Origin of the sequence: Actinokineospora sp. UTMC 2448, assembly GCF_024760565.1 — a bacterium.
Taxonomy (GTDB): Bacteria; Actinomycetota; Actinomycetes; order Mycobacteriales; family Pseudonocardiaceae; genus Actinokineospora; species Actinokineospora fastidiosa.
Map to the genome: position 1 here is coordinate 4,179,707 of NZ_CP031087.1, position 20,916 is coordinate 4,200,622.

Below are 20,916 nucleotides of genomic sequence, written 5' to 3' on the forward strand. Positions count from 1 at the left end.
CGCGCACTGCCGTTGTCGGGCGGCGCACGCGGTGGTCGGACCATTACGAGCGGGCCACGGTCCTTGACGCGGCGGCGTTCTGCGACGAGGGTGCCTCTCACGCGAAGGGAGGGAGCGCATGTCCTACGCGCTGACCACCGCGGGCGTGCCCGCCGCCCAGCAGTTCGAGGTCTGGGAGTCCGCGGTGTCGCAGACTTTCGTGCCGCTCACCGCCACCCCCGCGACGGGCTCGGGGTTCCGCGGCAGGCTGCGCGGCCAGGACCTGGGCAGCGTGGGGGTGTACGAGGCCACCGCCGACCCGCACACCGTGCGCCGGACCGAGCGCACCATCTCCCGCGCCGACCCCGAGGTCTACAAGCTGAGCCTGCAACTGCGCGGCACCGCCAAGCTCGCCCAGGACGGGCGCAAGGCGACGCTGGACCCGGGCGACTTCGCCATCTACGACACCACGCGCCCGTACACGATGGCGTTCGACGAGTTCGCCTCGACGCTGGTGCTGATGTTCCCCCGGGACATGCTGTGCCTGCCCGCCGGGCACGTGGCGGGGCTGACGGCGACGCGGTTCTCCGGCGGCCAGGGCGTGAGCGGGATCGTGAGCACCACTCTCGTCCAGCTGGCCCGCAACCTGGACGACCCGCAGGTGCACGGCAGCCTGCGGCTCGCCCGCAACGTGGTGGACCTGCTGGGCACGGCGCTCGCCGACCGGGCGGACTACCGCGACGTGCCCGCCGAGTCGTCCCGGGCGGCGCTGCTGGTCAAGATCCGGTCCTTTGTGGAGGCGAACCTGGACGACCCGGGCCTCTCCCCCGGCGACATCGCCGCCGCGCACCACATCTCGACCCGGTACCTGCACAAGCTGTTCAGCGAGGCCGGGACGACCGTCTCGGCCTACATCCGGCACCGGCGCCTGGAGCGGTGCGGGCAGGACCTGGCCGACCCGGCGAAGCAGCGGCTGTCCATCGGCGTCATCGGGGCGCGCTGGGGGCTGCCGGACGCGTCCTACCTGAGCCGGGCGTTCCGCACCGAGTACGGGATGTCGCCGAGCGAGTACCGCAGGCGCGGGGCGCGGCACCGGGGCTGAGCACGCTGGGTCAACTCCCATGCGCGCGGGGGCAAGCCCGGCGGGCCGCCGGTCCGCAGACTTCGCCCATGCGCACGACGAGTCTCTACATCGACGGCGAGTGGGGCCGCGCGGACGGCGCGTTCACCACCGCCGACCCGGCCACCGGCGAGCCGCTGGCCGACTGCGCCGCGGCCGGGCCTGCCGAGGTCGACGCCGCCGTGGCCGCGGCCAGGGCCGCCCTGCCCGGCTGGGCGGGCACCGCGCCGTCCGAGCGCGCCCGGCTGCTGTGGCGGATCGCCGAGCTGATCGAGGCGCACGCCGACGAGCTGGCCGAGACCGAGACCCGCGACCAGGGCCAGCCGCTCGGCGTGGCCCGCGCGGTGAGCGTGGCCGGGGCCGCCGAGCACTTCCGCTACTTCGCGGGATGGTGCGCCCGGCTCGACGGCGCGGTGCACACCGTCGGCTACCCGGACACCCTCCAGTACACCCGGCGGGTTCCGGTCGGGGTGTGCGCGCTGATCGCGCCGTGGAACTTCCCGCTGATGATCATGGCGTGGAAGCTGGCGCCCGCGCTGGCCTGCGGCAACACCACCGTGATCAAGCCGGCCGAGCAGACCCCGCTGACCACGGTCCGGCTGGTGGAGCTGTGCGCGGAGGCCGGGCTGCCACGCGGCGTGGTCAACCTGGTGACCGGCGGGCCGGAGACCGGCCGGGAGCTGGTGCGGCACCCGGACGTGGACAAGGTGTCGTTCACCGGGTCGACGGAGGTCGGCCAGGAGATCGCCGCGCACGCCGGGCTCAAGCGCGTGACGCTGGAGCTGGGCGGGAAGACGCCGGTGGTGGTGGCCCGCTCGGCCGACCTCGACGCCGCCGTCGCGGGCACGGTCGCGGGCGGGCTGCTCAACAGCGGTCAGGTCTGCGCGGCGTACGCGCGGATCTTCGTCGACGCGGCGCGGGCCGAGGAGTTCACCGCGCGGCTGTCGGCCGCCGTCGCGGGCCTGCGCGTGGGACCGGGCATGGCGCCGGAGACCGAGCTGGGGCCGCTGGTCGCTCCGGAGCACGTCGCGCGGGTCGACGCGCACGTCCGGGCCGCGGTGGCCGCGGGCGCGGAGCTGGTGACCGGCGGCGCGCCGGTGGACGGGCCGGGCTGCTTCTACCGGCCGACGGTGTTCTCCGGGGTCACCGACGAGATGGCGCTCGCCCGCGACGAGGTGTTCGGGCCGGTCCTGGCCGTGCTGCCGTACGACGACGAGGACACCCTGCTGGACCGGGTCAACGACTCGCGGTACGGGCTGGCCGCCGCGGTGTGGAGCGAGGACGTGCGGGTGGCGCACCGGCTGGCCGACGGCATCCGGGCGGGGGCGGTATTCGTCAACATGCCGTGCGTGCCGGACCCGGCCGCGCCGTGGGGCGGGTTCCGCGCCAGCGGGGTCGGCCGCGAGATGGGGCCGTACGCGATCGACGCGTACACCGAGGTCAAGGGCGTGTGGGTGCACCACGGGGCGCGGGCGTGATCCCGTACTGGGTGGCCGGGCGGCCGGTCACCGGGCCGCTGCCGCTGGCGACGCGGGCGGGGACGGCGTCGTGGGCGTCGGAGGCGCACGTCGAGCACGCGGTCGCGGCGGCATGGGCCGCCCGGGGCCTGCGCACGCCCGCCCGGGTCCGCGCCGACGCGCTGGCGCACGTCTCGGCCGCCCTCGCCGCCCGGGCCGAGGAGGCCGCGGCGCTGATCACGGCCGAGTCCGGCAAGCCGATCCGCTGGTCCCGGGCGGAGATCACCCGCGCGGTGGCGACGTTCCGCTGGGGCGCGGAGGAGGCGCGGCGGTTCTCCGGGACGGTCCAGCGGCTGGACACCGACGCGGGCTCGGACGGCCGCGTCGCGCTGGTCCGGCGGGTGGCGCGGGGGCCGGTGCTGGGGATCACGCCGTTCAACTTCCCGGTGAACCTGGTGGCCCACAAGCTCGCGCCCGCGATCGCGGCCGGGGCGCCGGTCGTGATCAAGCCAGCGCCAGCCACGCCGCTGTCCGCCCTGTTCCTGGGCTCGCTGCTGGCCGAGACCGACCTGCCCGAGGGGACGTGGTCGGTCCTGCCGGTGCCGAACGCCGACGCCGCCCGCCTGGCCGCCGACCCCCGGCTGCCGGTGGTGTCGTTCACCGGCAGCGACCGCGTGGGCCACCTGATCCGGGACGCGAACCCGGCCAAGCACGTCCTGCTGGAACTGGGCGGCAACGCGGCGGCCGTCGTCTGTCCCGATTGGACCGATCTGGCGTGGGCGGCTGAGCGGATCGCGGACATGGGCACGTACCAGGCAGGCCAGTCCTGCGTCTCGGTGCAGCGGGTCTACGCCCATCGCGAGGTGTACGGGGAACTGGTCGAGGCGCTGCGGGCGCGGATGTCGGCCTTGTCCGTCGGCGACCCGCGGGACCCCGCGACCCACGTCGGCCCGCTCATCGACGACGCGGCCGCGGCCCGGGTCGCGGACTGGATCGCCGACGCGGTGTCCCGGGGCGCGACCCTGCTGGCGGGCGGGACCCGGACCGGGCGGACCGTCGCGCCGACCCTGCTGGCGGACGTGCCCGATGGCTGCGCCGTCCTGACCGAGGAGGTGTTCGGCCCGGTGGTCGTGGTGTCCCGTGTGGACTCGCTCGACGAGGCGATCGCCCGGGTGAACGCGTCCCGGTACGGCCTGCAGGCGGGCGTCTTCACCCACGACCTGCGGGTGGTGGACCGCGTCGCGGCGGAACTGGAGGTCGGCGGCGTCATCATCGGCGACGTCCCCACCTACCGGGCCGACCAGATGCCCTACGGCGGCGTGAAGGACTCCGGCACCGGCCGGGAGGGCGTGGCGGCGGCGATGGAGGACCTGACCGAGCCGCGGGTGCTGGTGATGCGGGGGTTGGGGTACTGATCCGCGGGCGCTACCTCGCCTCCCTCCGGTCCCGCAGGGCCAGATAGGTGGTCAGGGCGGTCAGGGTCGGGCCGTCGTGGAGGTCGCCGGTGCCGATCAGGGCGGGGAGGCAGGCCAGCGGAAGCCATTCGACCCGGCTGGACTCGGCCGGGTCCGCGGCGGCGGTCTTGCGCGTCCGGGTGGCGACGAACAGGTGGAAGCGGTGGTTGGTGATGCCGTTCATCGGGTGATACGTCACCAGCGGGGTGATCTCCTCGGCGTCGTGCCCGGTCTCCTCGCGGATCTCCCTCCGGATGGCGGAGACCGGGGTCTCGGTGCCGTCGAGCCACCCAGCGGGGATCTCCCAGCCCCAGGTGTCGGTGGTGAAGCGGTGGCGCCACAGCAGGAGGGCGTGGTCGTCCTCCACCACCAGCGCGCCCACCGACGGGCGGGCGAACCGCACCACGTGGTGGGCGAAGCGGGGGCCGCCGGGGATCTCGACGTCGTCGAGGTCCAGGTTGACCCAGGGGGACTGGTAGATCCGGCGGGTCCCGTGGACCGTCCACTGAGCGGCGTCGCGTTCCACTGGGGTTCCTCCCTCGTCGGCGTCACCTCGATGATGCCTGCGTTAGATCACCCCCAGTCGCTTCCCCGCGTCAGTCTGGCGAGATCGCCGATGCCGGGGTGCGGGGTCGGGCGGACGAACCCGGCCCTGGCCGCGACGCCCGCCGTCTCGCCGCGGGTCTGGCAGCCCAGTTTGGTCAGCAGCCGCTCCACGTACGTCTCCACCGTGCGGCGGCTGACCACCAGGGTCTCGGCGATCGCCTGGTTGCTCAGCCCGGCCACCAGGCCGGTCGCCACGTCCAGCTCCCGGGCCGTCAGCCCGATCGTGTTGGTGAACGGGGTGCACGTCACGACCACGCCGGTGTGCTCCCCCTTCGCCACGCGCAGCAGGCGGGCGCGGTGCCAGACGTCGCGGGCGGGCCAGAGGAAGGCCAGGGCGTCGGCGCGGACGTGGGTGAAGGCGTGGGCCACCGCCAGCACGTCCTCGGCGATCGGGGCCGGGTCGCGGCCGGGGATCGCCGCTACCGACGGCAGCACCCAGCTGGCCGTCCACTCCGGACCGAACCAGGCGTCGAGCTCGGGGCAGTGCAGCGGGTTGACGCGGCGGGCGATGGCCGAGCCGATCTCGGCGACGAATCCCCTGGTGGTCTCGTCGAACGCGTGCCGGACGGCGGCGTTCATGTGCAGGACGCCGACCACCGCCCCCGACGTCGAGCGCAGCGCGGCCGACAGCCCGTCCTCCAGGCCCGCCGGGCGCAGCTGCTCCTGGTAGTGCGGCGAGTCCCGGAAGTTGTGCGGCATGTCGTCCATCAGCAGCGGGCGCGGGGAGTCGAACAGCTGCCCGCCCCAGCGGGTGCGCGGCAGCTCGTGCGCCAACTCGGCGCTGATCGCCCGGTTGTAGCCCTCCTCGGCCAGCACCCGGAACCGCCGCTGGACGGGGTCCCAGCCGGTGATCTGCGCGGCGCACACCCCGGGCAGCGCGCGGCGGAGGTCGGTGAAGACCGACGGCCAGTCCACCGCCGCCGCGCTGCCCAGGGCCGTGCCGATCCGCACGGCGGAGGCCACCAGTGCCGAGTCCATGCGCCCTCCTCGCGTAGAGCGCACAACTTACGGTGCGTGATGTGATCCGGACAATAGTGCCGTCGTGACGTGCGCTCCCGGACAACTCCAGTTCCCCGGGAGTCCAAAACGAGGCACGCTCAGTGACCGGTCGGGTCCACGACGTCCCGGTCCAACCACAGCTCGCTGACGGCCTCGCGCAGCGCAGGGCCGTGCTCGGCGGCCAGCTCGACCGCGGCCAGGTTCTCCGTCAGCTGGGCCATGCGGCTCGCCCCGAACAGCACCGTGGTCGTCGCCGGATCGGCGAGGCAGAACGCGATGGCCGCCTGCGCGGGCGTCGCGCCGAACCCGGCGGCGATCTCGGCCAGCCGCGGCGCCGCCGCGACGATCCGCTCCCGGATGCCGCCGGGGTCCTTGCCGATCTGCCGCTGCGGCGTGCCCACCCCGGCCAGGATGCCGCCCTCCAGCACGTCGGAGGCCTGGATGGTCACCCCCAGGTCGTCCACCAGCGCGCGGAACGGCGGCCCGTCCGGGATCGAGCGGCGCACGACGCTGTACTTCAGCTGCGCCATGGTCGGCCCCGGCACGCCCTGCGCGGCCGCGGCGGCGTGGGTGGCGCGGATGTGGTCCACCGACCAGTTGTTGACGCCCCAGCCGCCCAGCTTGCCCTTCGCCACCAGCTCGCCCAGCTGCGCGGTGAGCAGGTCGAGGTCGGGCTCCATGCCGAAGAGGTCGCCGAGGATGGCGTAATCGGCGTGCTCGACGCCGACGCGGAACAGCAGGCGGTCGAGCTGCTCCTCCATCGACTGCTCCGGGAAGTAGTTCACCCACAGCTTCGCCGACAGCCGGTAGTCGCCTCGGTCGACGCCGACGGCCTGCATGATCCGGCCGAAGATGACGTCGGTGTAGGACTCGGGCACCGGCTTGCCGTCGATGCTGAACCCGCCGTAGTAGCCGACGTCGAACAGATCGATGCCGGACTCCAGCGCGGCGGAGACCAGCGCGACCGAGTCGTGGAAGGGCACCCGGTCGTAGATGTGCCACGAGCCCAGGGCGAGGACGGACACCTCGGGGCCGTCCGCCCCGATGCGGCGCTTGGGGATGGTCATGCGGTGATCGACTCCTCGGTGACGGTGACGGTGACGGCGAAGGCCCTGCGCAGCACGGCGGCCGCACGGGCGTGGGCGTCGGCTGACACGGACAGCTGGTCGACGAGCAGGGCGAAGAAGCCGTGGATCTGCCCGTCGTAGCGGACCAGCTCCACGGGCACGCCCGCGTCGAGCAGCCGGTGGGCGTACTCCTCGCCCTCGTCGCGCAGCACGTCGTACTCGGCGGTGAGCACCAGTGCTGGCGCGACGCCGGACAGGTCGGGCGCGGCCAGCGGCGACAGGTACGGGTCGTCCAAGTCGTCGGGGGTGCGCGGGTACTGGGCGAAGAACCACTCCATGCTGTCGCGGCTCAGGAAGTGCCCGTCCGCGTAGTCCACATAGGATGGGCGGTCGCTCGGCGGCGCGGTGACCGGCGAGGCGAGCACCTGCAGCGCGATCCGGGGCCCGCCCCGGTCGCGCGCCATCAGCGACACCACGGCGGCCAGGTTGCCGCCCGCGCTCTCCCCCGCCACCGCGATCCGCTCGGCGTTGACGTTCTCCGCGGTCCACAGCAGCGCCGCGTAGGCGTCCTCGGCGGCGGCCGGGAACCGGTGCTCGGGCGCCAGCCGGTAGTCCACCGAGACCACGACCATGCCCACCGCGTCGCACAGCGCGCGGCAGGTGGCCTCGTTCTCGTCCAGCGAGCCGATCACCCAGCCGCCGCCGTGGAACCACACCAGCGCGGGGAACGGCCCGTCGCCGAACGGCGTGTAGACGCGGACGGGGATGTCGCCGTCCGGCCCGGGGATGGTCCGGTCCACGACGGACGCGACCGGCTTGAGGTTCGGCGACGGCCGCCAGGACTCGGCGAACGCGGCGCGCATCTCGGCGGCGGACTGCTCGACCGGGACGAGCCCGCCCGCGGCGGCGCTGGCCTCGATCACCGCCCGCGCCTCAGGGTGCAGTGGCATGGTTGCCTCCGTTCGGCCCGGTGAACCGGCGCAGCACGGCGGCGGTCACCCGGGAGACGTCGTTGTCGTCGGCGGCGTGGGTCAGCGCGGCGCACCAGCCGATGGAGCCGGAGGCGAACACCTCCCCGCCGCCGGGGTGGCGGTACAGGGTCAGGTCGGCGCGGCGGCGGTCCACCGGGTCGCCGAGCGGGTGCGGGATGGCCGGGCCGGTGTCGCCGGACATGTAGGTGTCGCCGAGCATCGCCCGGCCGAGCAGCTCGACGTTCGGCGGGCTGCCCAGCAGCGGGTCGATGCCGTCGGTCTCGAACGACGCCGCCCCGCCCAGCACCGCGCCGTAGTCGCCCAGCGGCTCGGTCACGCCCGCCAGCAGCGGGTGGTCGGCGAGGTCGGTGTAGGACCCGCCGGTGGACATGCCCGCTGCGCTGGTGCCGATGCCGAACAGCCGGTGCGGGGAGCGCCCGCGCTCAGCCCAGAGCCCGCCGGGCTCGCCCGTGCAGGCCAGGGTCAGCTCCCCCGGCTCGCACTCCCACGTCCGCACGCCGCTGTACCCGCGGCGCAGCTCGGCCAGGTGCTCCCGGCCGGGCGCGATCCCGGTGACCCAGTACGCGCCGTTGCCGCCGAGGTAGGCCAGGTTGCCGCCGCCGTCGAGGTAGGCGTGCGCGGCGTCCATCATCGCCGTGGTCCAGTACTCCGGGTGGCTGCCGGTCAGCACGGCCCGGTAGCCGTCCAGCAGGCCGGGTTCGGCGTGCAGGTCGTGGTCGGTGAGCACGTCGACGTCGACGCCCTGCCGGGCGAGCCACCCCACCAGGTGCAGGTCCTCGCTGTACTGGTGCGGCGAGCGGGTGTAGCGGAAGACGTGGTCCTCGCGCATGCCCAGCAGCGGCCGCCGCAGCGAGGCGACGGCGACACCGCTGCCGTCGGTGTGCCGGTCATAGAGGCTGTGCAGGGTGTTGTCCCTGGCGAAGGGCGCGGCGACCTCGCGCGGGTCCTCCTGGGCGAACGGCTGGTACAGGTGGTCGAGCGCGTAGGCGAGGTAGCTCAGCGTCGGGATCAGCAGCGCGACCTCGGCCCGCCGCCGCGTCGGCCGGACGAAGAACGGCAGCCGGTCCACGCCGCTGTCGGTGGCCAGTTCGACCGCGTAGCAGCCGGTGGGCGCGTCGGCGGGCAGGTCGACGGTGAGCACCGGCGGCCAGCCGCAGTCGGACAGGTCGTCGGAGTGGAAGTGCACCGCGCCGTAACCCTGCGGGGCGAAGCGCCAGTCGAGCACGTCCCCGTCCCAGTCGTGCCCGGTGACGCCGCGCAGCGGGTGGTTGCGCAGCGTCCCGTGCCTGCCGTCGATCACGTCGAGCATCCGGTCGCCGCCGATGTCGGCCGAGAGGTCCCAGTGCGACCGGGCGCCGCCGCGCTCGTCCAGCCGCGGCGCGGGCTCCACCCGGTCGAAGACGGTCGGCGCGTCGAGCTTGCCGTCGAAGTGCCCGACCCGCTCCCCGCCGACCCGCCGGGCGGCCAGCAGCAGCGGCGCCGCGCCGATGACCGCGGGATCGCCGGCCGCTGTGGACACCGTGGACGGGTCCTCGCCCGCTACCCGGTCCCGGGGCCGGGTCTCCAGCCGCAGCCCGTTTGGGCCGTGGCTGCCGACGAGCCGGTACCAGCGGCGCAGGTGCAGCACCGGCCCGGCGACCGACACGAGCCCGCCCGTGGTGCGGACGGTGTACTCGGGCCTGCCGTCGGCGCGCAGCGCCAGCTCGGCGTGCGGGCCGGAGGCGGCGTCGCCTTGGCTGAGCAGGCCCGCCCGCTCGGCGGGCAGCGCGGTCGGCCAGACCCACACGGCGAACGTCCCGGCCGCGCCCAGGTCGGGCGGGCGCGGCACCTCGCCGTAGGAGCCGTGGTCGAACACCTGGTGCGGCACGTCGACCGTCTCCGGCGTGCCCCAGTCGAGCACGGTGTGGACGGGCGCGGTCCCGTCGTGGCCGACCCGGAGGACGCGCACGCGGGCCGTGCCGTCCACCGAGCTGGCCGACACCGCGATCCGCTCGCCGGGCCGGGCCGAGAGCCGGTCGGTGTAGCCGACGACCGGCGCGTGGGTGTGGTCTACCCGAGCCATCCCTCAGCCCTTCAGCAGTTGGCCGCCGTCGATCGGCAGCACGGTTCCGGTGATGTGCGCGGAGTCCGGCGAGGCCAGCAGCAGCACCGCGGGCACCAGGTCGGCGGTGGTCGCCACCCGGCCGAGCGGGATGCGCTCGGTCCAGAACGCCCTGGCCTCCGGCGACGCCAGGGCCGCTGCGGTGAGCGGCGTCTCCACCGGGCCGGGGGCGACCGCGTTGACCCGCACCCCCAGCGGCGCGAACTCCAGCGCCGCGGAGCGGGTCAGCGCGTTGACCGCCGCCTTGCTCGCCTCGTAGTGGCCGAGCCCGACCGTGGGCTGCACCGCGCCCGCCGAGCTGATGTGCACGATCGCCCCGCCGCGCCCGGACATCGCCTCTGCGGCGGCCCGGGTCACCAGGAACGTCCCGCGCACGTTGACCGCGAGCACGGTGTCCAGCGCGTCGACCGGGATGGTCAGCAGCGGCCCCCCGCCGCCGACGACGCCCGCGGCGTGCACCACGACGTCGACCGGGCCGAGTTCGGCGGTGGCGCGGGCGAAGCCCGCCCGCACCGACTCCTCGTCGCGCACGTCCATCGGCACGGCCAACCCGCCGATCCCCCCGGCCAGCCGGGCCGCGCCGTCACCGTCCACATCGGCCACGGCGACCCGGGCGCCGAGCCCGGCCATGGCGGTGGCGATCGCCCCGCCTATGCCGCCCGCGGCGCCGGTGACCAGCGCGATCCGGCCGTCGAAGCCCATCACACCGCCTCCGCGACCACGACCCGGGGGCTGCCCGGCAGCGGCCGGACCTCCACCAGCCGCCAGCCGGTCTCGGCAAGCCAGCCGACGACCTCGGCCTCCGGGTACACCACGGTGCCGTCGATGACCAGGTACTCCCCCGCCAGCACCGGGTCGATGCGGCGGCCGTCGGCGGGGTCGAGCAGGAAGTCCAGCACCAGCAGCGTCGCGCCGGGGTCGACCACGCCGCGGGCGACGCGGAGGAAGGTCTTGTTCTGCTCGGCGTCGAAGCGGTGGATGACGTGCTCGAGCAGCACGGCGTCGTAGCGGCCGGGCACGTCGTCGGTGAGCGGGTCGGCCTCGTGGAAGGAGATCCGGTCGGCGACGTCGGCGGGCAGCGAGCCGGACACCATCGCCAGGAAGTCCGCGGTGCTGACGAACGCCCCGCGCAGCTCCGGGGCGCGGGCGGCCGCCTCGGCGAGAAACGCGGTGGAGAGCCCGCCGAGGTCGAGCACGTTCCGGTGTGCGGTGAAGTCGTAGTTCTCGGCGAGCATGCGCGCGTGCAGCGAGTTGTAGGTCTGCACGCCCGCCATGAACTCGCCCATGGTCGCCTCGTCCAACTGGAACGGTCCGGGCTTGGCCGTGCGCATGGACTCGGTGTAGTGCTGCCAGTGCGGGTAGCTCAGCGAGTTCCAGAACGCCAGCCACGGCCGCAGGTCCAGCCCGTCGCCGCCCGCGAGGTAGGCCGAGGTGACCTCGGTGTTGGCGTAGACGCCGTCGGCGTGGGTCACCAGGCCCATCCCGACCATGGCGTCGGCGAGGATGCGCGCGGAGCGCTCGGGCAGCCCGGCGCGCTCGGCGACCTCGGCGGCTGTGCCGGGCAGCGCGGCGAACACGCCCAGCTCCGATGCGGCGAACAGCTGCTTGGCCGCCATGAACCCGGTGGCGGCGGCCACCAGCGGCGTCGGGTCGGTCATGAGATCTCCATTCGGGGGTCGACGACGGCCTTCACGGCGGCCATCGTGGCCATGTCCTTGAGCGCGGAATCGGCGTCGGCCAGGCCGACGGGGTCGCTGAACAGCGCGTCCCACGCGAAGCGGTCGGCGAGGCCGGTGAGCAGGCGCAGGGCGCGCACGAGGTCGCCGACGTCGCCGTTGAGCGAGCCCACGACCCGCAGCTCGCGGCTCATCACCACGTCCATCGGCACCGCGGCCGCGCCCGGCCCGGCCAGGCCGACGACGACGTGGGTGCCGCGCTGGGCGCACATCAGCACGCCCTCGCGGTTGACCGTCGGCCCGCCCGCGACGTCGATCACGAGGTCCGCGCCGCGGGCCCCGGTCAGCTCCTCGACCATCGCCACCCGCTCGTCGGAGTCGGTGACGGCGGTGACGTCGATGATGGTGTCCGCGCCGAACGCGGTCGCCATCCGCAGCCTGCCGCTCGGCCCGCCCAGGGTGATCACCTGGCCCGCGCCGCCCGCCCGGGCCAGCGCGGTCGCCACCAGGCCCAGCGGGCCGGAGCCCTGCACGACGACCGTCGCGCCCGGGTCGACGCCGCCCGCGTTGGCGAAGGCCCGCACGACCGTCTTGACCGCGCAGCCCGCCGACGCCGCCCACGTGTCCGGCATGTCGTCGGCGACGACCACGCGGTGCGCGCCCGGCGGCAGGTAGGCGTACTCGGACAGGCCGCCGATGACGAACGGCCAGCGATCCGCGCGCTGGCTGAACCCGTAGCCGCGGTTGGCGCACAGCACCGGCTCGCGCAGCACGGCGCAGCCGTGGCAGTGCCCGCACACCGACTCCGACCACACCACCCGGCTGCCGATCTCGACCGGCGCGCCGAGCGCGTCCTGCCCGGCGTACGGGCCGAGGGCGACGATCTCGCCCACCATCTCGTGGCCCAGCACGATCGGCAGCGCCACGAACGGCATCGCGCCCTGCCACAGGTGCGCGTCCGTGCCGCACAGCGTGGTGGTGCGCACGCGCACGATGGCCGAGCCGGGCGGCAGCTCGTCCGGCAGCGGCACCTCGGCCAGCTCCAGCGGGGCGCCGAACTCGCGCAGCAGCGCCGCGCGGGTCACCTTGGGACGCATGCCTGCTCCTCGATGAAGGAGAGCACCCGGCCCCACGCGTCGGCGGCGTTGGCGGCCTGGTCGGGCAGCGCGCCGTCGAAGAAGGAGTGCGGGGCTCCGGGGTAGAGGTGGAAGTCGTGCGGGACACCGGCATCGGTGAGGCGGCGGTCGAAGTCGCGCGCCTCGTCCTCGGAGGTGAGCGGGTCCGCGCCCGCGGCGAGCACGAGCAGCGGCGCCCGCATCCGCGGGATGAGGTCGGCGCACTCGACCGGCCTGCCGTAGAAGCCGATCACGCCCGCGAGCCGGGGATCGATCGCGGACTGCGCCCACGACATCGCCCCGCCCAGGCAGAAGCCGACGGTGAACAGCGAGTCCACCCCGTCATCGGCCAGCCGGTCGAGCGCGGCGGCGATGTCGGCGCGGGTGTGCTCGGGCCGCAGCTTGGCGACATGGCCGAACCCGTCGAAGTCCGGGCCGCGGTCGTCGTCGGCGGCGACGCGGCCGTAGTAGTCCAGCGCGAGTGCGGTCACGCCCGCCTCGGCGAAGCGCCGGGCCAGGTCGCGGTAGAACTCGTGCAGGCCACGCACGTCCGGCAGCAGCACCACCCCCGCGCCGGAGGGCCGCTCGGGCACCGCCCGGTAGGCGAGGAAGCGCGCGCCGTCGGCCGCGGTGATCCGCAGCTCCCCGGCCTCGGCCACCGCCCCCGCCGTCCCCGGGAGGGCGGGCGGGCGCGACTGGTCACCGTGACACATCGGTTCGTTCCTTTCTCACGCTGGCTCGTCCCAGCGGTCCCGGCGCCGCGTCCACACCAGGACGACGAGGATCACCAGGAACGGCAGGACGCCGCGGTACTGCTGGAGTTGGGTGACGGTGCTGGCCAGGCCCTGGAGCACGCCGAGGCCGACGCCGCCGACGAAGGTCCACGCGAAGCTGCTGAACCCGCCGATGAGGGCGGCGGCCAGCGCCGGGGTGATGAGCAGGGTCTGGGAGCTGAAGTCGCTGGCCAGCTGCGGGGCTACGATCATGATGGCCAGGGCGCTGGCCGCGCCCGCCGAGCCCCACACGACCATCGACAGGCGCGGCACGCGCACCCCGATCAGCTCGGCGGTCGTGGGCCGCTCGGCCATCGCGCGCAGCAGCAGTCCCAGGCGGGTGTGCCGCAGCAGCAGCGCGGGGCCGACGGCGAACAGCACGGCCAGCGCCATCGTCAGCACGGCGGTCCAGGTGACGACCACGCCGCCTATGGTCAGCGCGGGCCCGTCGAACGGGCTGGGGAACCGGCGCGGGTGCTGGGCGCCGAACAGGCGCAGCCCGAGCGCGACCAGTCCGGTGTAGACGGCGATCGTGACGGCCGCCTTCACACCCTCGCCCGCCTCGGCGAACCAGCGGACCATCACCACGCCGAGGCCCATGTGCAGCAGCGCGGCGACGGCCAGCCCGGCGGGCACCGCCAGCGGCAGCGGCAGCCCGGCCTCGTACAGCACGACCATGGCGAAGGCGCCGAACGCGCCCACGGCGGCCTGCGCGAAGTTCACCACCGCGACGAGCCGGTAGGTCAGCAGGGTGGACAGGCCCATCAGGGCGTACGCCCCGCCGGTGGCCAGCCCGGCGATGGCCGCGGAGACCAGCACCTCAGCCTCCCGCGGGGATGGTGATGAACTCGTCGCTGGCCACGACCCACTTGGTGCCGTCGAGGCGGACCATCTTCGAGGCCTGGTTGGGCGCGTGCGACTCGCCTGTGCCGAAGGTGAACGGCGTGCCCAGCATGGGGTGCTCGATGGGCGCCATGCCCCGCAGCGCGGCGTTGACCGACTCGCGGGTCACCTCGCCCTCGATCGTCCTGAGCACGTCGACGAGGAACTTGGCCGCCAGGTAGCCGCCCTGGGAGAACGCCGTCGCGGGCTGCTGGGCCCGGTTCACCGTGTCCCGCCACGCCGCGTTGGCCGGGCTCTCCACGGTGTAGGGCTCGAACTCGCTGCCCGCGTGCACCTTCAGGCCGAGCCCGCCGACGGCGGTGGCCACGCTGTCGGTGTAGGCCGGGGCGAGCAGCAGGAAGTCCACATCGGACATCCCCTGCGTCTTCGCCGCCTGCAGCCACGGCACGACCAGCTGCTCGGCCGGGTTGAACAGGATGGCGTCGCAGCCCGCCTGCTTGGCCTTGAGCAGGTACGGGGTGAGGTCCCCGCTCTGCTGCACGGTCATGTCGTTGACGACGAGCTTCTGCCCGCTGATCCGCTCCCAGTCGCCGAGGGCCTGCTTGATGGCGTCCTCGCTGCCGGGCAGCACGACGGTGAAGTTGCAGACCGCCTTGGCGTCCAGCTCCTCGGACGCGTAGAGCAGCACGGCGGTCATCAGGGTGAACGGGCCGACGTTGACCGGGGCGATGTTGGGGCTCTGGAAGCACTTCGGGCTGGCCGCGACGGCCATGATCGAGCTGATGTCGGACTGCCGGTAGAAGGCGTCGTTGACGTCGCAGTCGGTGAAGCTGGCCGAGGCGGCCATCGCCACCACGCCCTCGCTGTCGAGTTCGCGGGCGACCTGCGCGGTGCGCTGCGGGTTGCCCGCGTCGTCCTTGACGATGAACTCGATCTTCTTGCCGTTGACGCCCCCGGCCTCGTTGGCATCGTCGAACACGCGCTGGGCGGTCCTGACGACCTCGGCGGTGATGAAGTTGCCGGTGAGCCCGGCGATCGCGCCGATCCTGATCGTGTCGTCGGAGGTCGAGCAGCCCGCCAGCGCCGTGGCGGCGAGCGCGGCCGACAGCGCGGTCGCGAGGTGCGCTCTCATGAGGTCTCCTTGGAGGTGGTGGGGGCGGTGCCGAGGTAGGCGGAGATGACGGCGGGGTCGGACAGCACCCGCTCCGGCGGCCCGGCGGCGATGACCCGGCCGAAGTCGAGGACGACGACGATGTCGCAGGTGGACCTGACCAGCTCGATGTCGTGCTCGACCAGCAGGACGGCGCTGCCGAAGCGCTCGGGGATCTCGGCGAGGCGCTGCTGGAGCAGCCGCGTCTCGCTCGCGGAGTGGCCCGCGGCGGGCTCGTCGAGCAGCAGCACCGGGGGCCTGCCCGCGGCCAGGCCCGCGACCTCCAGCAGCCTGCGGGTGGCCACGTCCACGGTGTCCACCGGGACGTCGGCGGCCGGGCAGCCGAAGAGGGCCAGCTGCTCGTCGATCTCCTCGGCCGTCAGCGGCTTGCCCGCCGCGACCTGCAGGAACATGCCGACGGTGAGGGTGGTGGGCACGCGCAGCTGCTGGAAGCTGCGGCGCAGCCCGGCCCGGGCGCGCCGGTGGGCGGGCAGGGCGTCCACCGGCGCGCCGCCGAGCAGGACCGTGCCCTCGTACTGCCCGGTGAAGCCGGTGACGGTGTTGATGAAGGTGGACTTGCCCGCGCCGTTCGGGCCCACCAGGCCGACCACGCTGCCCTTGGGGACGACCAGGTCGACCCCGTCGACGGCGGTCAGCGCGCCGAACCGCACGCGCAGGCCGCGGACCTCCAGCGCGGGCTCGCTGTCGGTGACCGCGCGCAGCCGCATGGGGATCAGCGGGGGCGGCGGGACCGACGGCGGCGCGGGCGGGTTCTTCGCCGCCTTCTTCTGCCTGCGCTGTGCGCGGAGCAGGTCGGTCTGGCTGCCGCCGAGGCGCAGCACCTGGACCGCGGCGACGCCGAAGAACAGCGCGGCGAGGTCCTGCGGGATGCCGATGGCGTCGATGAGCACCGGGAACACCGCGCCGAGCAGGCCGCCCGCGATCGCGCCCTCGATGTTGTTGGTGCCGACGAACAGCGCGATGGCGAACATGGCGACCGAGGCGAACGCGGCGAAGTTGCCCGCGGCGACGATGCCGAGCTGCCCGGCCATCAGCCCGCCGCCGACGCCCGCGACGAACGCGCTGAGCGCGAACGCGGTCAGCTTGCCGCGCACGACGCTGATGCCGTGGGCGGCGGCGGCGCGCTCGGAGTGGCGGATCTCGGCGAGCGCGCCGCCGACGCGGCTGCGGTCGAGGAACCACAGCCCGACGAAGATCAGCGCGACCACGGCGACGGTGAAGACGAAGTACGAGCTGTCGTCAGTCAGCCCTGCGGGCCGCCGGACCAGCTGGAAGGTGTCCTGGCCGGGGAAGGCGATGCCGGTGAACACCACGTCCAGCGCGGTGGCGAAGGCGAACGTGGCGACCGCCAGGTTCACCCCGCGCAGCCGCAGCGCGGGCAGCCCGATGAGGACGCCCGCCACGACGGCGGCCAGCCCGCCCAGCAGCAGCCACACGACGAACCCGCCGGGCACGTCGGCGACGTTGGCCCAGCCGACCGTCCACGCGCCGATGGCCGCGAAGCTGAGCTGGCACAGCGCGATGACCCCGGCCCGGCCGGTGATGAGGCCGTAGCTCTGCATGAACACGGTGGACACCGCCGCGCTGGTCAGCAGGAACAGCACGTAGTTGGAGGCGAACCCGGCCACCAGGCCGGTGAGGATCGCGGTGGCCGCCAGGGCGATCGTGATCGGGTGACGCATGCTCACACCCCGCTTCCGGTGGTCGACTCGCCGAGGTAGAGCGCGCGCAGCAGGGAGTCGTCCGAGCGCAGCGCGGCGCCGTCGCCCGCGAAGACGATCTCCCCTCGGGCCATGACGTAAGCGCGGTCGGCGATGCCGAGCGCCAGCGCGGCGAACTGCTCGACGAGCAGCACTCCCATGCCGTCGTCGGCCAGCGCGCGCAGCGCGGCGGCCAGCCGCTCGACCACGATCGGGCCGAGGCCCAGCGACATCTCGTCGATGAGCAGGACCTTGGGCTCGCCGAGCAGGGCCCGGCCGACCACCAGCATCTGCTGCTCGCCGCCGGAGAGGAGCCCGGCGGGGGCGTCGATCTGCTTGCGCAGTTCGGGGAACAGGTCGAGCACCCGGTCCGGCGACCGCCCCGGCCCGCAGGCGACCAGCAGGTTCTCCCGGGCGGTGAGGTCGGCGAAGACGCCGCGGTTCTGCTCGACGTGGGCGAGCCCGGCGCGGGCGCGCCGCCAGGCGCGCATCCGGTCCACCCTGCGCCCCTCGACGGCGATCTCGCCCCGGGCGATCGGGATGGCCCCCGACACCCCTTCCAGCAGGGTGGTCTTCCCGGCGCCGTTCGCGCCGAGCAGGACGGTCACCGAGCCGGGGTCCACCAGCAGCGAGACGCCGCGCACGACGGCCAGCCCGGCCCGTTCGACGTCGACGTCCGCAATGGACAGAACACTCACTTATCCACCGCCTGTCAGGGGTTGCCGGGCGACTGGCCCGGTGTTGGGTGGTTGGGACAGCCAACTCCGGTCCCGGGGGCGGGGCGGTCCGTAGAAATACCGAAATCGGCGGCCGGGTTGCGGTCGCGGAAGCCGACCGGGCGCAGGTGGAAGCCGCTGTGGTCCACCGGCATGACCGGCCAGTCCTCCGGCCGGGGCACGTGCGTCGGGCCGAAGACGTGCCAGAGCACCAGGTCGGTCTCGACGAGGTCGCGGTCCTGCGCGGTCCACTCGGGCAGCCCCGCGCCGCCGGGGTGCTGGTTGGGGTAGTCGCCCGCCGGATAGCGCTCGGCCGGGTCGTAGCGGGTGACCCACAGGTGCCTGGTGGCGAACGCGGCACGCGCGGTGACGGTCGCCTCGGGCTGGGCGAGCAGGGTCGGCCCGGGGCGCGGGACGAGCTGGTAGGCCCGCGGCTTGCCGAGCCGGTTGGTCTCGGTGCCGGTCACCAGCCAGGTCCGCCCGCGCGCCGGGTCGGCAAGGCGGGCGGCCCGGGACTCCCGGTCCAGGACCGTGCTCCGGGTGGTGAAGGCGTTGCCGTACGGGTTGTCCGGGCCTGCGGGCACGCCGACGAGGTCGACCTCGGTGACGGTGTTGCCCCCGCCCGCGACGTCCATGTCCAGCCGGGCGCAGAACAGGTGCTGGTGCACGGGCGCGGTGAGGCCAGGGGCGATCGGCGCGGCGTACGGGGTCTCCTCCCCCGCCGCGGCGAAGACGACGCCGGTGGCCTTGGCCTCCAGCTCGATCGTGCCGTCGGGGTAGAAGTACCAGAAGAAGCCGTAGTCGTAGTTGCCGATGGTGCTGAAGAAGGAGACGACCAGCCTGCGGGAGCGCAGCGTGTCGGCGGCGCCGGTCAGGATGTTGGTGTGCTTCCAGAGGACGCCGTGGTCCTCCTCGTGCAGGCAGATCGCCTGCGGGATCGTCACGGGACGGCAGTGGTCGTCGGCGACGACGGCGTCGAGGTAGTGGATGACGCCGAGGCAGTCGCAGCCCAGCCGCAGCGAGTTGGCGTTCTTGCCCAGCAGGTACTCGCCCGCGTCGAAATAGCTGATCCAGTGCCGGTAGGGCGACGGGTCGCCGTAGGGGACGACCATCTCGGCGATCGCGGCGCGGTGCAGCACGGGGTCGCCGCCGAACTCGACGCGGTGCAGGGTCAGGCCCTCGCGGGCGGAGAACCCGACGCGCAGCCGCCACTCGCCCCAGGTGATCTCGTGGCCGTCGACGGTGAAGCTCACGCCCTCGGGCTGGGTGATGGAGATCGGGCGGAAGGGGTCGTGCGAGCGGTAGTTGCCGTGCTCGGCGGGGATGGGCGTGTCGCCGTCGTCGCGCACGTCCAGCACCTCGCCGGTGATCAGGTCGACCTCGGCGATCAGGCCCTCCACCGGGTGCGCCCACGGGCTGTCGTCGACGTGGTCGCGCAGGAAGGTCAGCGTGCGCAGGATGCGGCGGCCGTGCTCGGCGGGCCTGCCGAAGTGGCCGGGCGACAGCGGGGCGAGGAAGACCAGGTCGAACTCGGTAACGCCGCGCCTGCGCATGGCCGCCTGCCAGCGCGGATCGGCCCGGACGAGGTCGGCGCACCGGTCGTACTCGGCGAACAGGATGGGCGGCTGGCCGTCGCGGGCGGGGTCGAGGTCGCGGACGGACTCGACAGCGCCCGCCGCGAGGTCGACCACCGCCTCGGCGGCCGCGCCGGTGGCGGTGTCGAGCAGGACGGCGAGCGCGCGCCGCGGCGCCGTGCCCCGGCGGGGCGGCTCCACCGGGAGCACGCTGGGGAACCGGGTGTGCTCGCCGACCCGCCCCTCGGCCACGAGCACGGCCCGGACCTGGGCGATCTCGGCCGCGCTGAGCGGATCGAGCGGGTGGGGTGTCATGGGGCGGCAGTATCGGCGCGCCGGAACGGGCCGGTCTTGGCCCGGGGCGTACCGCTGTTGACCGTCCGCGAACGTGCGCTGAGCGCCAAGGAGGGGACGCGCGCGGACAAGACCCGAGGCGGCAGGCCGCCAACACTGCCCGCATGGCAACGGGTTACGTCTACCACGAGCTCTACGGCTGGCACGACACGGGAACGCACGCGGGCCTGCTGCCCGCCGACCCGCGCCGCGGCCTGCAGCCGCACCGGCACTTCGAGAACGCCGAGGCCAAGCGGCGCGTGCACGAGCTGGTGGTGGTCAGCGGGCTCATCGACCGGCTGACCCGGCTGCGCCCGCGCCCGGCCTCCGACGAGGAGATCCTGCGCGTGCACACCGCCGCGCACCTGGCCCGCCTGGCCTCCGGCAGCGACGCGGGCGACGGCGGCAGCCCGTTCGGCCCGGGCGGGCTCGACATCGCCCGGCTGGCCGCTGGCGGGGTCATCGCGGCGGCGGAGTCCGTTGTGGACGGCGAGGTGGACAACGCGTACGCGCTCGTCCGCCCGCCGGGCCACCACGCGCTGCCGGACACCGGGATGGGTTTCTGCCTGTTGGCCAACATCGCCATCGCGGTGGCGGCCGTGCGCGCGACCCGCGGCGTGCGGCGGGTGGCCGTGGTCGACATCGATGTCCACCACGGCAACGGGACCCAGGCCGTCTTCGCGGCCGACCCCGACGTGCTCACCGTGTCGGTGCACCAGGAGCGCGTGTTCCCCCCGGACTCCGGGCACCGGACCGAGCGCGGGGAGGGCGCGGGCTTCGGCTCCGCCGTGAACGTGCCGCTGCCGCCGGGGACGGGCAACGGCGGCTACGCGGCCGCCATGGCCCGCGTCGTGGTCCCCGCCCTGGAGCGCTTCGCCCCCGACCTGGTCATCGTCGCCGCGGGCTACGACGCGGGCGCGACCGACCCGCTGGCCAGGATGATGGTGACCGCGTCCGGCTTCCGCGCCATCGCGTCGTCGCTGATCGAGGCCGCGGGGCGCCTCTGCGCGGGCCGGATCGTGTTCGCCCACGAGGGCGGCTACGACCCGGTGTACGTGCCGTTCTGCGCGCACGCCGTCATCGAGGCGCTGGCCGGGGTGACCGAGCCCCTGCCCGACCCGTTCTCCCCGAACTTCGACTTCATGGCCGGGCAGGACCTCCAGCCGCACCAGGAGGAGGCGATCGCGGCGGCGGAGGCGCTGCTGGCCGACATCCCCGGCTAGCGGGCGTATGCCGGATC

General features: G+C 74.3%; 18 protein-coding genes. 4 read left to right on the top strand and 14 right to left on the bottom strand.

Going from position 1 to position 20,916, the window contains the following annotated elements; genetic code table 11:
• Positions 1-118: 118 nt before the first annotated feature.
• The 3 genes from Actkin_RS18945 to Actkin_RS18955 all read left to right on the top strand — a co-directional run bounded on the left by Actkin_RS18945 (position 119) and on the right by Actkin_RS18955 (position 3,971).
• Positions 119-1,081, top strand: coding sequence for an AraC-like ligand-binding domain-containing protein (locus Actkin_RS18945; protein ID WP_189210861.1), 963 nt, complete (start codon positions 119-121; stop codon positions 1,079-1,081).
• A 68-nt stretch (positions 1,082-1,149) separates the two neighbouring features.
• Entirely contained in the window at positions 1,150-2,577 is a 1,428-nt protein-coding gene (locus Actkin_RS18950; protein WP_258903626.1) for an aldehyde dehydrogenase family protein, read from the top strand.
• Complete coding sequence (locus Actkin_RS18955; RefSeq protein ID WP_396122757.1) at positions 2,550-3,971, top strand: aldehyde dehydrogenase family protein; 1,422 nt, start codon at positions 2,550-2,552, stop codon at positions 3,969-3,971. The genes Actkin_RS18950 and Actkin_RS18955 overlap by 28 nt, the downstream gene beginning before the upstream one ends.
• Positions 3,972-3,981: 10 nt before the next feature.
• Here the strand turns inward: Actkin_RS18955 and Actkin_RS18960 are convergent, their stop codons facing one another.
• The 14 genes from Actkin_RS18960 to Actkin_RS19025 form a co-directional block, all read right to left on the bottom strand.
• The gene (locus Actkin_RS18960) at positions 3,982-4,536 is read right to left on the bottom strand and encodes an NUDIX hydrolase (RefSeq protein ID WP_258903627.1); all 555 of its coding nucleotides are present in this window, start codon (positions 4,534-4,536) and stop codon (positions 3,982-3,984) included.
• 47 nt (positions 4,537-4,583) lie between these two features.
• Positions 4,584-5,594, bottom strand: a complete 1,011-nt coding sequence (locus tag Actkin_RS18965) for a LuxR C-terminal-related transcriptional regulator (protein WP_189210863.1) — start codon at positions 5,592-5,594, stop codon at positions 4,584-4,586.
• 119 nt (positions 5,595-5,713) lie between these two features.
• On the bottom strand, positions 5,714-6,682 hold the full coding sequence (locus Actkin_RS18970; RefSeq protein ID WP_258903628.1) for an aldo/keto reductase: 969 nt from the start codon (positions 6,680-6,682) through the stop codon (positions 5,714-5,716).
• Entirely contained in the window at positions 6,679-7,632 is a 954-nt protein-coding gene (locus tag Actkin_RS18975; protein ID WP_258903629.1) for a LipP1 family hormone-sensitive lipase, read from the bottom strand. The genes Actkin_RS18970 and Actkin_RS18975 overlap by 4 nt, the downstream gene beginning before the upstream one ends.
• Positions 7,616-9,736: a N,N-dimethylformamidase beta subunit family domain-containing protein gene (locus Actkin_RS18980; protein WP_258903630.1), complete on the bottom strand. Its 2,121-nt coding sequence runs from the start codon at positions 9,734-9,736 to the stop codon at positions 7,616-7,618. The genes Actkin_RS18975 and Actkin_RS18980 overlap by 17 nt, the downstream gene beginning before the upstream one ends.
• 3 nt (positions 9,737-9,739) lie before the next feature.
• On the bottom strand, positions 9,740-10,477 hold the full coding sequence (locus Actkin_RS18985) for an SDR family NAD(P)-dependent oxidoreductase (RefSeq protein ID WP_189210867.1): 738 nt from the start codon (positions 10,475-10,477) through the stop codon (positions 9,740-9,742).
• Positions 10,477-11,433 (bottom strand): methyltransferase, encoded by a 957-nt coding sequence (locus Actkin_RS18990; RefSeq protein ID WP_258903631.1) that lies wholly within the window; start codon positions 11,431-11,433, stop codon positions 10,477-10,479. The genes Actkin_RS18985 and Actkin_RS18990 overlap by 1 nt, the downstream gene beginning before the upstream one ends.
• Entirely contained in the window at positions 11,430-12,548 is a 1,119-nt protein-coding gene (locus Actkin_RS18995; protein ID WP_189210869.1) for a zinc-binding dehydrogenase, read from the bottom strand. Before Actkin_RS18995 ends, Actkin_RS18990 begins: the two co-directional genes overlap by 4 nt.
• Positions 12,533-13,279 carry a dienelactone hydrolase family protein gene (locus Actkin_RS19000; protein WP_258903632.1) on the bottom strand — a complete coding sequence of 249 codons (747 nt, stop codon included), beginning with the start codon at positions 13,277-13,279 and terminating at the stop codon, positions 12,533-12,535. Before Actkin_RS19000 ends, Actkin_RS18995 begins: the two co-directional genes overlap by 16 nt.
• Before the next feature lie 15 nt (positions 13,280-13,294).
• Positions 13,295-14,158, bottom strand: a complete 864-nt coding sequence (locus Actkin_RS19005) for a branched-chain amino acid ABC transporter permease (protein WP_258903633.1) — start codon at positions 14,156-14,158, stop codon at positions 13,295-13,297.
• Between the two features lies 1 nt (position 14,159).
• Positions 14,160-15,314, bottom strand: a complete 1,155-nt coding sequence (locus tag Actkin_RS19010; RefSeq protein WP_258903634.1) for an ABC transporter substrate-binding protein — start codon at positions 15,312-15,314, stop codon at positions 14,160-14,162.
• Positions 15,311-17,035, bottom strand: a complete 1,725-nt coding sequence (locus Actkin_RS19015) for a branched-chain amino acid ABC transporter ATP-binding protein/permease (protein ID WP_258903635.1) — start codon at positions 17,033-17,035, stop codon at positions 15,311-15,313. The genes Actkin_RS19010 and Actkin_RS19015 overlap by 4 nt, the downstream gene beginning before the upstream one ends.
• A gap of 2 nt (positions 17,036-17,037) precedes the next feature.
• Positions 17,038-17,751: an ABC transporter ATP-binding protein gene (locus Actkin_RS19020; RefSeq protein WP_189210873.1), complete on the bottom strand. Its 714-nt coding sequence runs from the start codon at positions 17,749-17,751 to the stop codon at positions 17,038-17,040.
• A gap of 14 nt (positions 17,752-17,765) precedes the next feature.
• Complete coding sequence (locus Actkin_RS19025; RefSeq protein WP_258903636.1) at positions 17,766-19,658, bottom strand: primary-amine oxidase; 1,893 nt, start codon at positions 19,656-19,658, stop codon at positions 17,766-17,768.
• 143 nt (positions 19,659-19,801) lie between these two features.
• Here Actkin_RS19025 and Actkin_RS19030 point away from each other — a divergent pair, with 143 nt between their 5' ends.
• A complete protein-coding gene (locus Actkin_RS19030) occupies positions 19,802-20,899 on the top strand; it encodes a histone deacetylase-like amidohydrolase (RefSeq protein WP_258903637.1) in 1,098 nt (365 codons plus the stop codon).
• The last annotated feature ends 17 nt before the right edge of the window (positions 20,900-20,916 follow it).